A 14455-nucleotide genomic window follows, 5' to 3' on the forward strand; every position below is an offset into this window, starting at 1 on the left:
CTTTCGATCGGGGCAGATATAGGTTGACCGTTGTGCCCCTCGCGGGCTCGCTTCGGATGGTCACGTGCCCTGACGATTGCCGAGCAAAGCCGTAGACCTGACTGAGTCCTAGGCCTGTCCCTGCGCCTGGAGCCTTGGTTGTGAAGAACGGCTCGACAACGTGTTCGAGTATCTCGGGCGGCATCCCGGTTCCCTGGTCGCTTACCGACACCAGGACGTACTCGCCGGGCGACAGGTTGTCCACTCCGGCACTTCCTGCTAGTCGAGCACGCCGTTGCGGGCATCGATCGTCAGCCGTCCTCCGTCCGGCATCGCGTCCCGAGCATTGACTGCTAGGTTGATGATGAACGCTTCGAGTTCGACGGGATCGACGTCGGTAATCCAGAGATTAGGAGCACGGAAGACGTCGATCTTGACCTTCTCGCCGAGCGATCTGGCCAGAAGGCCGGCGACCTGAATCATCACCTGGTTCACGTCGATCGGCTCGGTGCCAGAGGCTGCCGACGTGAAAAGGAGAGCAGCTTTCTGACCAGTTGCGCGGCGCGTTCCGCGCCGCTCAGGGGTTCCGTGCCTGTCGATGCGTCTTGTCTTCTTCGGGCGTCCGGCGAACGATGGCCTCTAGATTTCCTATCACGATCGAAAGAAGGTTGTTGAAGTCGTGGGCGAACCGCCGGTGAGCTGGCCAACGGCTTCCAGCTTCTGCGACTGGCGAACTGCGGCTTCGGCGCGTTCGCGCCTGTGGACCTCCGCATAGAATTGATTTGTCCGGCGCAACGCCAGGTATTCGAGCCAGAGAACGAAGCTGAGAGTCGGTAACCCGAAGGCGAATTGCTGAAGCAGCCACTCGACCCATTCTCGCCAGATCGACATCTCGTCCAGACTGGACGTGACGTAGACAGGCAGGTGTCCAAGATGCCGCACCTCGAACCGCCGCTTCCGGCTATCCACCGCCGAAACGGTCGTGTAGACGCGCGCTGCGCTCTTGAGCCGCGATGGCGCGCCGAAAGGCGGTGTTCTCAGGCAGCACGATGCCCGGGGCGGTCGGAGCCGGAAAACGCGCCAGCACCGCACAATCGTCCCTGATCAGCGCATGGATGGCGGCAGCGCCGCCGGCGCTCGTCCATGCTTTTTTCCTTGCGCGAGCCTCTTCGTCAAGCATTCATCGTCTCCCATGGCAGACCGTAAGCGCTTCCACTCCAGCTTGGTTCCATTTAGAGCTGCTGAGCCGGCTGCCGCGGCTGCCTCGGACGATGGCGGGGAAGTGACGTTCACGAGCTGGGAAATTGCGGTTATGAGTTGCGCCGATGCGAGCGGCTCCTGCAGAAAAGGACGCTGCCAGGCACCCCTTGCACCGCCATTCGTCGGCTACCGCTCCCGTCATGTAGATAACCGGAAGGGCGGCATCGGCGAGTTGCGCCTTGTGTGCCATCACCCAGCCACTCATCGGATCAATGTGGACTCGATGGCCGGCATGCTGACGATGCGCAGGCACGAGAAGGATTAAGCGCCGCCCAGTTACCTGGCGGTTCCGGCAATCAGTGTGCAAACATGAATCCTTGGCCAGTTCACTTCAAGCCCCTCGACATTGGCCGACGTTGTCTACCCGCGAAACCGAGGGGGTGGTACACAGCGGTGCTCACAAAGCTCGACCGGCAATTTCGACGCTGGAAAATCTCGCATACCAGCTGCCGACAACCGGCGCCCGCGCTCGCTCTCCTCCTGGAAACCGCCCGCAAAGCCAACGGTGCGCGTGTGGGCCGACCGGTCGCCGTTCGAGCTCCAGGAGCGTCTGAAACGACGCGGGCTGCCGCTGGACCGACGGAAGCGATGGCCGGCCCAGGTCCTGGTACATCGATTTGGTCGAGACCGCGGTGGACGAAGAGATCGCGTTTCTGAAGACGGAGATCTACCTGAACGACATCGAGCCGCGCCTGCAGACGCTGATCGCCTTTACCCGCTTTTTAATCCAAGGTCTAAGCCACTCGCTTATCGGTCCATTGGGCAACGCTTCAGCGCGTCCAGGATGCCGGCGCTGCGGACGACGGCGCCGTCGCGTGAACGGCACATCTAGGGCCTTCACGCCTGCGCGTCGGTCACCTCGATCGCCGGCGGCATCGTATCGGGGTATTCGCCGCGCTGCTCCAGCGTCTTGATGCGACAGGCTTCGAGCCGCATATCGCGGCCATCAAGCCATCGATCTTGCGGCCACTCGTCGGGTGCCGACCGTCGACGGTCAAGGTGTCAGAACGTGAATAGGATGGACGCGTACCAAGCATAGCGGTCCGTTTGATCGGCATTCTCGATGCCGCGCCTGACGTAACCGAGCAGATGATAGGTATCGTTGAGATCGTAGCGGAAGCCCACGCCGACGCTCGAACTCGCCGGCGTGCCAATCGCGTCGGAGGTCTGATGAAAGAGTTCGGCACCGATCTGAAGCTTCGGCAGAAGCTGATAGGTCACCACTGCGCCGGCCTGGCAGAAATCCAGGCCCCGCCCGTTCGTAACGGTGCATCCGCCGCCGCCGAATGCCGACCAACCTCCGTTCCAATCCTTTTGCACCCACATCGGCAACAGCAACGAGGCGCGGTTGTCGCCAGTGAGATTGGAGCCGCTGGGCAGGAACACTCGAGGAAAAAAGCTGACGTCGAGCCCAAACGAATCCTGGTGCAGGAATCGATATTTCGCTGCGAGTTCGACATTGCCCGGTCCAAGGTTAAAGCCGCCGCCGGTGGGCTGGTTGAAGGCGCCTGGCAGCGTCGCGGTGAGCTGCAGGTCGGGCGCGGCGCCGTAGTTAAAGTCGATTCCGGTCTCGCCGGCTGTTCCGCCGCGTGTGTTGGTGCCGTTGTTGAACGTGTAAATCTCGAAATGCTTGTAATCGGTCGGCTCGGGATCGTCGGAAACATAGGGCGGACCGGCAAATGTCCGCCCGCTCATCAAGGTCAGCAAAAACACCGCTGTTTTCCAGGGTTGCGCACGCAGTAAACGAGGAATGCCAGCGGAGTGCGCTTTCACGGCCTAGGCACTCCGGGACTTGCGCCAAGCGCCGTGCATCAGGATCAGGCCGAGGCCGCCAAAGAACAGCGCACCACGCCAATCAGATTCGCAATCTGTGAGCGCGAGCAGATAGATCAGCGCCAACCATCCTAACATGAGTGCAACGAACAAGCCATCATCGACAAACAGCGACCAGATCAAGGCGAGGACAGCGGCCACTTGTTTCATCGCCCGATCCCCGGCGCGACGGCGTCGAAGTCCTTATGGCGCGTCTTCCGGCATAGCCGGATCGTCGCGATTGCCACAACAAAAAAGCCCAGCGTCAGGGCGACGAGCGATGCTTCCTGACCGGGCCATGCAATGCCTGCGCCTTCGCCGAACCAGAAGGCGCCGAAGGCGGTCAACAGGATGCCGACAATGAATTTCAAGAGATTTTCCGGAACATTGGCCAGTGGCCGATGCACCATGACACCGATCGCCGAAGCGACCAACAGCGCCGCGATCGCGCTGATGATGGCGGCTTTCGTCAACTCGGGGCCTCCAACGCTGATGCCCAGCACAATGAAGACGACCTCGGCGCCTTCGAGCATGGTGATTTGAAACGCAGTCGTAAGCGCCAGGAGGTCGTAACCAGATCCGGCAGATGCCGATCCCAACCGGCGCTGCTCCGCCGCGAAGGTTGCGGCTTCGTCGTGAAGGGAATGATGCCGGCGAAACGCAGAATCGATTTCTTCAGCCAACGTATTCCGAAAATCAACAGCAAGCCGTCGACAAATATCTGCAGTATCGGCGGTGAAATCTGTTCCAGCGCCCTGCCGAACAGACAGACGAGCAACCCGTGGCTGGCGCGGGGCACTAAGCGGGACCGCGGCAGCGCTCGCGGTACTGATAGTGCCGACCGCGAGAATGACCGTCAGAGCCTCGACGCACTCCACCGACGACGCGAGAAAGCCGGCGAGAGCCGATGGGCCGAGGTGCATCCAGCTGCTGAACATCGATGTCACGCCGACTTGGGTTGTCCGGAGGGACCGTTTGATGTAGTATACACTACACAATCGTGTGTCTATGTAGATCTTGCTACGTGCAATCCATTGGTTGGGAGTCGCCATGTCAGGTGTTGTCGCAGCGGGTTTAGACAACGATTTGGATAGCCTACTGCGCCAGACCAATGAACAGCTTGGCGCAGCTGGGCGGCGGGTCGCCAAGTTCATCGACGAAAATCGCCAGACCGTGCTGGCAAGTTCGGCCGCCGCACTCGGCGGCTATATCGGTACCTCGGACGCCACGGTGCTGCGAACCATCCAGGCTATGGGGTTTGCCGGCCTGGCCGACCTCAAGCAGGCCATCCTGAAATCAGGCGACCAGACTTCGACCCCAGCGGACCAGATGCTGCGCACCCTGGCCGATCTGGAGCAATCGACTGGTCGCGCAATGGCCAGTGTGCTGAAGGCCCACGACGAAGGTCTCGCGGTCCTCAAATCCGAAAAGTGCCGTGCGCAGATCGCGGCGGCGATTCACTGTCTGGACGCCGCGAAACGAGTCGTCGTGTTCGCCATCGGGCCGTCGGCGGCGCTGGCCGGTTATGTCGCGACCTCACTGAGGCGGTGCGGCCGGGCCTGCCAAACCCTCAATGCGACGGGCTCGATGCTTGCCGATCAGTTGCTGGACCTGCGGCGAGGCGACGTGCTGCTGATCCTGGCCTATGGCCGCCTTTACAGGGAGGTCAGGGCGGTATTCGCCGAGGCAAAGGAATTGGGACTTCCGACCGTGCTGGTGACGGAGGCCGAGGGCACGCCTTTGGCGAAGCTCGCCGATATCGCGGTCGCGATACCCCGGGGGCGACCGGAACAGGTCGCGCTGCACGGCGCCACGTTTGTCGGCCTCGAAGCCATGGTGCTGTCGCTTGCGGCCGCCAAGCCCGACGCGGCCGTGGCATCACTCGATAAGCTCAACCGCCTGCGGCGGGTCACCGAAATCCCGGGCAAAGCGAAAAATGCCTGATCAAAGCAGGCGGCGAACATTCTAAGGGAAAGGATCTGACGTGAATCAGGACGTCCAGCGCAGCAAGGTTCCGGAGGTCACGCTGATCTTCTGGATCATCAAAGTTTTGGCGACGACGCTCGGTGAGACCGGAGGCGACGCCGTGTCGATGTCCATGAACCTCGGATACGCGGTCGGCAGCGCGATATTCATCGGCATCTTCGCGGCCGCCGTCGTCGCCCAGATCGTGGCCCGCAAATTCCATCCATTCCTGTACTGGTTTGTGGTCGTCGCCACCACCACGGCCGGCACCACCATGGCCGACTTCGCCGACCGCTCGCTCGGCATCGGCTATCCCGGCGGCGCCTCATTGCTTTTCGCACTGCTGCTGGCCTCGCTTGCAGTCTGGTATTGGTCGGCCGGATCGATCTCGGTCAACACCGTCACCACGCCCAAGACCGAGACCTTCTATTGGGTCGCGATCCTGTTCTCGCAGACGCTCGGCACAGCGCTCGGAGACTGGATGGCCGACACCAACGGCCTCGGCTACGAGGGCGGCGCGGTGGTGTTCGGGGCGGGGCTGGCCCTGATCGCCGCCGCTTATTTCTTCACTTCCTTATCGCGCACCCTATTGTTCTGGGGCGCCTTCATTCTGACCCGGCCGCTAGGCGCAACCCTGGGTGACCTGCTCGACAAGCCGCTTGCCAACGGCGGGCTCGCCTTCAGCCGCTACTACGCATCAGTTATCCTCGCGATCCTCATCATCGCATGCGTGGCACTGCTGCCCCAGCGTGCTGGCACCCATCCCGACAAGCCCAATGCGACCAGCGCCTGAGCGGACGAAAAGGAAAGCCTTATGAAGTCGATCCATCTCCCCGCACTGGGTCCGCGCTATTGGACTGCACTTTGCATCGCCAGCATCTTCGGCGCCAATATGGGCGACTTCTTTGCCCACAATCTTGGTCTCGGCCACGTGGCCGGCTTGCCGTTTCTCGCTCTTGCGCTTGCCGTCGTGATGATGGCCGAACGCTTCGACGGTCTGCGGCATCCGTTTTATTACTGGTGCGCCGTCATTATCGTTCGCACCGCAGCTACGAATTTCGCAGACTTCGCCGCCGGCGATATGAAGATGCCGCGCCTATGGGTCATGGTAACACTGGCCATCCTGCTGGCCGGCGCCGTGGGGCTGAGTTGGCGATTCTGGTGGTGGCAACGGGCGAGCAAGGCGGACAAAGTGTTGTGTGCCGATCTCGGCTACTGGATCTGCATGTTCCTCGCAGGCACGCTCGGCACCGAGATCGGAGATTATTGCTCGCACAATCTGAGGCTGGGCGACCTCGGCGCGGCGCTGCTGCTTTGCCCTATTGTGGGGCTCTTGTTCGTCGCCGGACAAAAGCGACGGCTCCTCCTGCTGCCGCTTTACTGGGGGACGGTGGTCGCCATAAGGGCGGCGGGAACGTCGGTCGGCGATTATCTTGCAAGCCGAGAAATGCTTGGCTTGTCCCTAAGCTCCCTGGTCACGGGGATTCTGTTCGTTGGCCTGCTGGTCATATGGAAAGAACGACCGAGATCCGAAAGCGCGATTTTAGTCCCTTGACTATCACCCGTGTCTCGCATTTAGCCGCGTTCTGGCGCGGGCAGCATGCATGAGCTCGTCGGGCGGTCAAAAGCAGCGCTGACGGAAACGTTGCGGAGCCGGTGGCTGACAATCGGGTAAGATCAAGCAAGAGTGCCAGCCTGAGGACAGCGTGCGGCTTGGCGCTGGCGGGGGCGGGCGGCCTGCCACGCGGCCGCGCCGCCAGCGGCAGCCGAGGGGGCGCGCCCCGCGGCGGTCCTGCGCACGACAGGTCAAACCGGCAGATTTCCGCGCTGCTCTTGCCGCGCTTGCGATCAACTTGGATCTCATAGGAGACCGTTGGCTTCCACCCGCACAATGCGGCGGCCAAGTAACAGCCGCGCGAAATGTTACAGGCAGGGTCCCTGCCCGCGTTGCGGGCAGAGCTTGAGCGCGCTGGACAGCGAAAGCAGGAACCGGGCATCGCGCGTGTCGTTATCAGGCGCGCGATAGGACAGCGGAACCGCGACCGACAGGTCGGCACGCAGATCGTTGACGAAGTTGAAGCGCACGCCGGCGCCGGCAGAGGTCAGCGCAACGCCGTCCCAAGGACGGTAGCCGTCGTTCCAGGCCAGGCCCGCGTCGACGAAGCCGTAGAGCTGGTAGCCGGTCAGATAGGCCCAGTTCGCGGCGTGATCGTAGCGCAGCTCGAAGGTACCGGCGACGCCATTGTCGCCGCTGACGTCGGCGCTGCCATAGCCGCGGCCGAACGCGAAGCCGCCGAGATAGAATTGTTGCGACGTGAACAGCGGGCCGGAAGCGAACTGCGCCGCGCCGGCCAACTTGATAGACCAACCGGCCAGCAGGCTCTGGTAGCGTGTGAACGAGGCGTTGAGCACCGAGAAGTTCGGCGACGCATCATCGCGCGAGGAAAGACCATCGGGTGATCCGGCGCCCAAGATATCGAGCCCTTGCCGGAGGGACACCGTCAGATAATTGTCGCCGGCCAGCCGGTCGTCCCAGTGATAGTCCGATGTCAGCGACAGCGTGCGGACGTGATCCTGATACAGCGTGCCAAACGTGCTGCGCTCGGTGGCGTTGAGGAAGCCCGCGGCGATCGTCAGCACCAGCGAGGCATGCTGGGTCTGGATCGGCGCGATGCTGCCGTGCAGCTCGAAGCCTTCCGTCACCGTATTGTCGTTGTAGTCTCGCCTGAAATCTCCCGGCCGCACCTCGCTGTACAGCGCCGAGCCGCCGACGCGCGCGCCGTCAGTTCCAATCGGCGTGTCATAGGACATGCGCACGAAGCTGAGTTCGCGCACGTCGCCGGGCGTGGTGGACAGATTGACTGCCAGCGTGTCGCCGGGCCTGAGATAGGAATTGAACGCCGCAGTGGCGTAGCTCTGCCATGGGCCGACGGTCGACGAGCCGAGATTGTCGACCCCGGCGAATCCATAGACGTGCCAGACCTGCATTTGCAGGACGAGGCGGAAATGGCCGGTGCTGCCGCCGATCTCCTCGATCGCGGAATCGGCGATCCGCACACCGGCCCGATTGTTGATCAGCAGGAGCTGCCGCTCCAAGGTCGCAAACCGCGACGGCTGCTCGGCGAGCACGGGATCGAGCATCGGGCGAATGCCGAACTGCTCGGCGCCCTCGCCCTTCAGGCTGACCTCCGTAATACGACCTTCTATCACCTGAATCCGGACTTGCCCGTTCGCGATGTCCTGCTGCGGTACGATGGCGCGGCTGAGATGGTAGCCGGCGGAGCGGTAGCGATCGCTGATGGCGCTCGCGATGGCCGCCAGGTCAGCCTGCGAGACCGGCTTGCCGAGGAAGGGCTGATAGACCGCGGCGAGTTCCGCCTTGCTCAAGGTCGTTGCCCCCGTCAGCATCACCGAGCGCAGCACAAATAGCGGCTTGCCGGCGGGGGCGATTTTTGGAGCGGCCGAGACGCGCGGCACGCTTGGCGGCCGTGCCGGATCGCGCTGCGTCTGCAAATCGTCGAAATATTTTTCGGTCTGCCGCGTATCGAAAACGGGTTGCGCAGCCTGCTCGGACCGCGCCGGCGCGACAGCTAAGGGTAAGGCTGCGACCGCACTGAAGGCAAAAGTTGCCATGCGAGGGATGCATGTGCCATTCCGCGCCATCAACAGGCCTCTTCTTGCTCAAGGGAACCGCGACGATTGTCCGGACGGCGGAGACCGCCTGTGAGTTGTAGAAATCTATGGTAAACGGAAGGTTAACACCGGTCGAACGATCGAACTCGCGAGCCAGCGCGCAACGGACTGTTGAAACATTCCCGTTAGTTTGCGGAATGAACAACCATCGCGAGCGCTGCCATGTCCGGAACTTATCAGCTCAAGAGATTTGCCATTGCCGCCGTTGCCCTGCTCGCCAGTTCGGTGGCATGGGCGGCCGACGGCGAACCCTGGTCCGTCAGCAAGTCGTCCGGTGAGGTCTGGGTCACGACCACAGGCGCCCAGCAGGTCGCACTCGGCAGCGACAATATGCTCAAGCCCGGCGACACCATCCGCACCGGCCGCACCGGTCGCGTGCTGCTGACGCGTGGCGCGGAAACCATGCTGATCGCACCGAACTCGGTGATCGGCCTGCCGACCGAAGCGCAGGACGGCATGGGAACCACCCTCCTGCAGCGCGCCGGCTCGATCCTGCTCGACGTCGAGCGCCGCAACGTCAAGCATTTCGAGGTCGAGACCCCCTATCTCGCCGCAGTGGTGAAAGGCACGCAGTTCCGCGTCACCGTCGGAGCCGGCAGCACCAAGGTGGATGTCAACCGCGGCCAGGTGGAGGTATCCGACTTCAAATCCGGCCAGATCGCGCAGATCACGCCGGGACAGTCCGCAACCAGCTTCGCAAATGGCAGGTTGGGTCTTCATCTCAGCGGCTCCGGCACCTTCGCTCCGATCGAACACGGACAGCCGCACACACCGACCATCCAGCGCGTGCCTGTGCCGAAGGGCGGACTACATGCGCCGCGTGAGGCGAAGGCGAGCGCCGTGCACGTGGTCGGTCCGGTGAACACCGCGCCGGCCAACCCGACGGCCGGGAAGCCGGCCTTCCAGCGACAGGGCGCGGCCACGATGCCGAGGCCTCACGGCGTGCACATCTCTTCGGCGCTCGGCGAAGTGAAACTCAACGTCGACAGCGCCACCCACGGCCTCGCTCACGGCGCTGTCGTACAGAACGCCCGCAACGGCTCGCACAAGACCACGATCTGGAGCAACAACAACACTGTTGCGGGCACCGCCAGCAGCAACGGCAGCACCGCCGGTCCGGACAGCAGCAGCGGGGCGGCGATCAACGCTGCTGTCGCAACGGCGATCGGCTCTGCAAATGTCTCCGCAAACCTCGCCAGCAGCAGCCCGGACAGCAGCAGTAATGCTGGAACCGCCGGCGCCGGCACCGCCGGAAATGGCAATGGCAACGATAAGGGGCATGGAAAGGGGAATGCCTATGGCAACGGTAACGGCAATGAAGCAAGCGCCTTGGAGCAATACCTGAGCATTCTGGCAGAGAAAACGCATGGCAATGGCAACGCCTATGGCCATGGCAATGGAAACGGCAACGGAAATGGCAATGGCAATGGAAACGGAAAAGGGAACAGCCATCATTGATTGCCGAGGTCTCGCGATCTGAGAGTTCGCTGGTCCGCATCTGCACGGCGAACGACCAACGCTTCAACTGACGCGCAGCGGCGGCAGCCATCAATCGATCGGGGACGGGTACCGGCTCGCGTAGCCGGGACCGACGTTCCGTCCGGTGCGGCCAGACGATGGCCGAAGCGGCCTTCCGCGACGGCGCAGTTTTTCTTCGAGTAGGATCGCTCGTCCTCTAACGGCCCGCAATCAAGCGGTATCCCTCCTTAAGAATACGGTCCGCTTCAACCTGCCGACGGATGCTTTCGTAGCGCAGGAAATTGTCCCGTCACTCAGATACTCATACGACACCGGGGACATTGCAAAGGCCCGGATCGCATGGGACGGACATACTCAAAACCGCTCGACATCAAGCATTCATCGCAGTCGCTGCGATGTGGGAATGTTCTCAATTCATCTAGGCAGTTGTGCAGCAGCAAGTGAGCAGAACTTTGACGCGCCTGTCTTCGACTGCAAGCTACACTCGGTTCATGCCGCCGGGCATGGCAGTCCGAGGACATCTATCGGCGGTGCAGGGTACATCTTAGCGCTGCGGGCGCCCGCGGGCGTCAGAAGACTCTAGCGGGTTTTGAACAAGGCGTCGTTTTCGGTGCGCCACTTTTGGTCGGACAGCCACTTGTAGTCCTGATCTGGCATGAGGGGCACGGTCTTCATGACGTCTTTGGTGATCGGAAGATAGAAGCTTGCCCGGTCTTGCGAAACCATCAGAGACCGGATTGGAACGACGATACTGTCCTTCCCGGTTGTGAAAAATCCCCCTGAGGCCACCACCGCGTAATCGCGACCATCTTTCGTCCCGAAGACGATGTTCCTGACTTCGCCCACGATCTTGTCGTCGGAACTGCGGACCTCCGCGCCCACCATCTCATCAGTCCTCAGGCCCGGGGCAAGCTCATCGATCCTTAACAGTGGTTTCGCGTCTCTTTTGCTGCGATTGCCAACGACAGCTCCGCGCTTGATCTTCGGTTCGCGAGCGGCGATTTGTTTGTCTGCCTCTTCTTCGTCGTTGTCGCCCAGCGACCCCATCGGAGGGCCAGCGATCAGTTCGCGTATATTGGCGAGGAGTCGCTCACAATCCTCATGCCGTCCATACGACCGAAGCGTCATCGCCGCATCTCGGAGACTGCGAAGATCCCGCACATACTGGTTGTTGGCAGGACCGCGAAAGCGCGGGTTTTGTTGAACCGCTTCTTCCAGTTTCGCGTCGGCGATCTCGCACTCTGCCCGTGCTGACGTTATACCAACCAGTCCGATGGCAGCGGCTAGGACGATGGTCTTAGGGATGATCATAGGTCTTTTCCAAGGGAGAGGCCAGGGAGTCCGGAAGATGTTCGCGTCTTACCTGGAGATCTACAAGCGACAGACGGTATTGGAGTTCGCATCGGCAACATATCGGCATGAAAGTTGGTTCGCGCACTCAGGACCGATTGCTACGCGACTGCGACGGCGGATAGGCCGACTGCGTATCAGACTGAATTTGCTGAACCGCACGATGCCAGTATTCTTCGGTTCTTCCTTCCTGTCGCCCCTCAAGCTCCCACAGATGGTGGGCTCGCTCCCGAATGCGCTGTACCAGGGCGTCGGCCCCGTTCTGTTCTTTAATTTTTGGTTCCTTGGACATGTAGCTTGCACCTTTGCTTCTGCTGCGTTCGATGACGGCGCAACGAGCTCATTTGGCGGATGAGAAGCGGCACTGCTTTGAGCGCCATTGAAATTGGGCCGGTGAAGAAAAAAAGGCTTATACAGCGGCACTGACTGAACTGAGCGGCACATCCAGTGTGTAGATAAATCCGGATGGCTCGTAAGTGAGCTGCACTTGTCCGTGCAACTGTTGACCCAGAGACTCCATCATGCGCGTTCCGAAGCTTCGGCGCGCCGGAGGCTGCACCACCGGCCCTCCTCGTTCGGTCCAGACGAGAAGTAGCCGTCCGTTCTGCGGATCTACGGTCCACGCTACTTCGACATGTCCCGCCGATACCGAGAGCGCACCAAACTTCGTAGTATTCGTACACAATTCGTTGAAGGTCATCGCCAGCGCAATGACGGCGCCGGCGGTTATTTTGATGTCCGGCCCATTGAAGTGGAATCGCCTCGCGCCATGACCGTCGTATGGCTCGGTGGCGCTGCTGAACGTATGGGTAAGACTGGCGCTCGACCAGCTTACCTGCATCAGGAGGTCGTGGGCACGGCCCAACGCGGTAAGCCGGGTCTCCATCGCCTTTTGTCCCTGCTCGATACTGATCGCCGTCCGAAAGCTCTGGGATGCGATCGCGCTTACCGTTGCGAGCGAGTTCTTGATGCGATGATGCAGCTCTCCAATGATGAGCTTTTGCAATTTATCGGCCGCCTCACGCTCCTTTGCCTCAACCCCTGCTTGGGCCAGCAATGCCGTGGCGTCCAGGGCGGCCTGGTCGAGTAAAAGACGGAGGCTCTCATTGTCGGCCGACATTGCCGACACAGCTTCTGGTACCGAGCTGGCGGTAGGGACGATCTTCAAGGCGCCCAACCCCACCATGCCCTGGAGTTCGGCGATCATTTGTTCCACGTGGAGCGGCTTGCCAAAGAACCTGCTGTCCTCGGGCGTGTCCGTGTCTGACGGCTTCACCTCACCGGAGACAAGAATGATCTTGATGGTCGGCCATCGCTCGTGCACCGCATGCGCAAGCTTCAGGCCGTCTATACTCCCCGGCATCTGAATGTCAGTGAGCAGCAAAGATATGTCAGAGCGAGCTTCCAGGATGGAAATAGCCTGATCGGCATTGACGGCCTCAACCGGGCGAAAACCGGCATCCTCGACGATGTCTACCGCGCGCATACGCAAAATCATCTCGTCTTCGACAACCAGAACGTTGGGGACTTTTGTCGGGACTATGGTCATCGGTCCTCCAAATGGAAAGCAGATCAGGCCGCGGCATGGCCGCAGTGTCACCTGCGCATCCGCATCGGAATGTGGTAGCTAGAAGGCTTTCAGCGGTCGCTGGATACGAGACGGACCTGGAGCACTGGCGAGCCGGATTCCTGGCTGCGCAAGCAAGACGAGGTAAAGTTTGGCCAGACCTGAGTGGAGCACATTGCTGCCCGGAGGCTGTCCCCCTTGGCCAAGGCGGTAGTTTCACGCGCTTCCACGGTAAGGACGGACCCGGGGAAAGCCAGGACGGTGGCCACCAGTACTGCAGAGAGGACGACAGCCCCGAAGAAATTTAGCATTAATGCTCCTGTCGCTCCCTGACTCCGGGAACATCAAGACAACAACCATAATTAGAAATGGTTCCTTTGTTGCAACTTATAAGTTATTTTATGCATCTGTTCGCAGTTCACCTTTCAGAGCAGACAAGGTCCTTGGCGGAGCGGATTTGGCGAGGTGGCCGCTCGCGAATGCTTGAGACGGTAGACGTTGTGCGATGGAAAAACTTGGCGAGGCTGGCGAGCTTGGCACGGGAGGAGGCATTGTACCGACTTGGTGCTTCTCTGTGGCCCGCGACCTGCGCTCGGGGTGTCCCTGACCGCAGCCTGCGCGCCCCCGTAGCTAAAATGTCGTTGGTCGCGGAATGCCGAGAGCGCGACGCTACCATGATCGAGCTGCGCTTTCCGAATTGGTTGTGCCGCTGCTGGCGCCGCCGCTGCTCAAGCTTCTTCAGTCGCCGGCGGTGCTGACGATGTTGGCAGATGCATTCGCCGTCCGAATACGTTGGTGAGTCGGGCAACGATCGACTCGCGCTTGTACGGTCGACGGCGGAGGTGCTGCGCCGTTGGCGCCGATTCCAACACCTCACGTCTTGTTGTCGCCCCATGGTGTGCTTCTGGCCGCCGTTCGCGCGTCCGGGAAAGTGCGCGGTGAACGAGGTCGTTCAACCTGCGATTTATCTGCACCTTGGTTGCCGATTCCGACGATCTCGCCCAGGTGTACCGATTTGATCTCGCCCAGGATTCCGAGATGATCTCGCCCACCGTTCCGATTTGATGTCGCCCGGGGCGGGAGGCGTTCTGGCTGTCTGTTTCTGGCATCGGCGAAGCCGCGTGGTCAATCTTGAATCGCGGCTCGAAGGTCTTCTTCGTTTGCTGTTTCTGCTGTGGGCATGTGGGCAACGCCCTTCGCGTTGTCCAAGCGAAGCGGCATGTCCGCGGCGCCACTGGCTCAGGCCTTTCGGCCGGGCTTGCGGGTCCGTCGCAGGCTCTCGCCGTTGAGATCGATCCGGTGGGCGTTATGGACCAGGCGGTCGAGGACGGCGTCCGCGTAGGTGGGGTC

General features: G+C 61.4%; 15 protein-coding genes. 4 read left to right on the plus strand and 11 right to left on the minus strand.

The genetic code is table 11. The features are described from left to right. The 6 genes from WA702_RS19570 to WA702_RS19595 all read right to left on the minus strand — a co-directional run. Positions 1-244 (minus strand): ATP-binding protein (locus tag WA702_RS19570; RefSeq protein WP_425112188.1); only part of this gene is annotated, 244 nt, incomplete at its 3' end. 14 nt (positions 245-258) lie between these two features. Beyond that, positions 259-474: a hypothetical protein gene (locus tag WA702_RS19575; protein WP_425112189.1), complete on the minus strand. Its 216-nt coding sequence runs from the start codon at positions 472-474 to the stop codon at positions 259-261. Between the two features lie 156 nt (positions 475-630). Beyond that, positions 631-921, minus strand: a complete 291-nt coding sequence (locus WA702_RS19580; protein ID WP_425112190.1) for a hypothetical protein — start codon at positions 919-921, stop codon at positions 631-633. A 1320-nt stretch (positions 922-2241) separates the two neighbouring features. Next, positions 2242-2952 (minus strand): hypothetical protein, encoded by a 711-nt coding sequence (locus tag WA702_RS19585; protein ID WP_425112191.1) that lies wholly within the window; start codon positions 2950-2952, stop codon positions 2242-2244. Positions 2953-3015: 63 nt separating this feature from the next. After that, positions 3016-3222 carry a hypothetical protein gene (locus WA702_RS19590; protein WP_425112192.1) on the minus strand — a complete coding sequence of 69 codons (207 nt, stop codon included), beginning with the start codon at positions 3220-3222 and terminating at the stop codon, positions 3016-3018. After that, positions 3219-3989 (minus strand): hypothetical protein, encoded by a 771-nt coding sequence (locus WA702_RS19595; protein ID WP_425112193.1) that lies wholly within the window; start codon positions 3987-3989, stop codon positions 3219-3221. The genes WA702_RS19590 and WA702_RS19595 overlap by 4 nt, the downstream gene beginning before the upstream one ends. Positions 3990-4089: 100 nt before the next feature. Here WA702_RS19595 and WA702_RS19600 point away from each other — a divergent pair, with 100 nt between their 5' ends. Genes WA702_RS19600 through WA702_RS19610 form a run of 3 tightly spaced genes read left to right on the plus strand, consistent with a single transcriptional unit; the run spans position 4090 to position 6571 of the window. Further along, entirely contained in the window at positions 4090-4995 is a 906-nt protein-coding gene (locus WA702_RS19600) for a MurR/RpiR family transcriptional regulator (protein WP_425112194.1), read from the plus strand. Positions 4996-5035: 40 nt separating this feature from the next. Next, positions 5036-5809 carry a hypothetical protein gene (locus WA702_RS19605; protein WP_425112195.1) on the plus strand — a complete coding sequence of 258 codons (774 nt, stop codon included), beginning with the start codon at positions 5036-5038 and terminating at the stop codon, positions 5807-5809. Between the two features lie 21 nt (positions 5810-5830). After that, positions 5831-6571, plus strand: coding sequence for a hypothetical protein (locus WA702_RS19610; protein ID WP_425112196.1), 741 nt, complete (start codon positions 5831-5833; stop codon positions 6569-6571). Positions 6572-6939: 368 nt separating this feature from the next. Here the strand turns inward: WA702_RS19610 and WA702_RS19615 are convergent, their stop codons facing one another. After that, complete coding sequence (locus WA702_RS19615; protein ID WP_425112197.1) at positions 6940-8649, minus strand: ShlB/FhaC/HecB family hemolysin secretion/activation protein; 1710 nt, start codon at positions 8647-8649, stop codon at positions 6940-6942. A gap of 390 nt (positions 8650-9039) precedes the next feature. Here WA702_RS19615 and WA702_RS19620 point away from each other — a divergent pair, with 390 nt between their 5' ends. Then, positions 9040-10167, plus strand: a complete 1128-nt coding sequence (locus tag WA702_RS19620; RefSeq protein ID WP_425112198.1) for a FecR domain-containing protein — start codon at positions 9040-9042, stop codon at positions 10165-10167. 600 nt (positions 10168-10767) lie between these two features. On the opposite strand, the gene WA702_RS19625 is transcribed toward WA702_RS19620, so the two are convergent. The 4 genes from WA702_RS19625 to WA702_RS19640 form a co-directional block, all read right to left on the minus strand. Then, complete coding sequence (locus WA702_RS19625) at positions 10768-11499, minus strand: PRC-barrel domain-containing protein (protein WP_425112199.1); 732 nt, start codon at positions 11497-11499, stop codon at positions 10768-10770. 127 nt (positions 11500-11626) lie between these two features. After that, positions 11627-11830: a DUF2934 domain-containing protein gene (locus tag WA702_RS19630; protein ID WP_425112200.1), complete on the minus strand. Its 204-nt coding sequence runs from the start codon at positions 11828-11830 to the stop codon at positions 11627-11629. 117 nt (positions 11831-11947) lie between these two features. Beyond that, complete coding sequence (locus tag WA702_RS19635) at positions 11948-13087, minus strand: sensor histidine kinase (protein WP_425112201.1); 1140 nt, start codon at positions 13085-13087, stop codon at positions 11948-11950. Positions 13088-14344: 1257 nt separating this feature from the next. Further along, a partial coding sequence (locus WA702_RS19640) for an ATP-binding protein (RefSeq protein ID WP_425112202.1) occupies positions 14345-14455 on the minus strand: 111 nt, incomplete at its 5' end.

This window comes from Bradyrhizobium sp., from assembly GCF_049798375.1.
GTDB lineage: Bacteria > Pseudomonadota > Alphaproteobacteria > Rhizobiales > Xanthobacteraceae > Bradyrhizobium.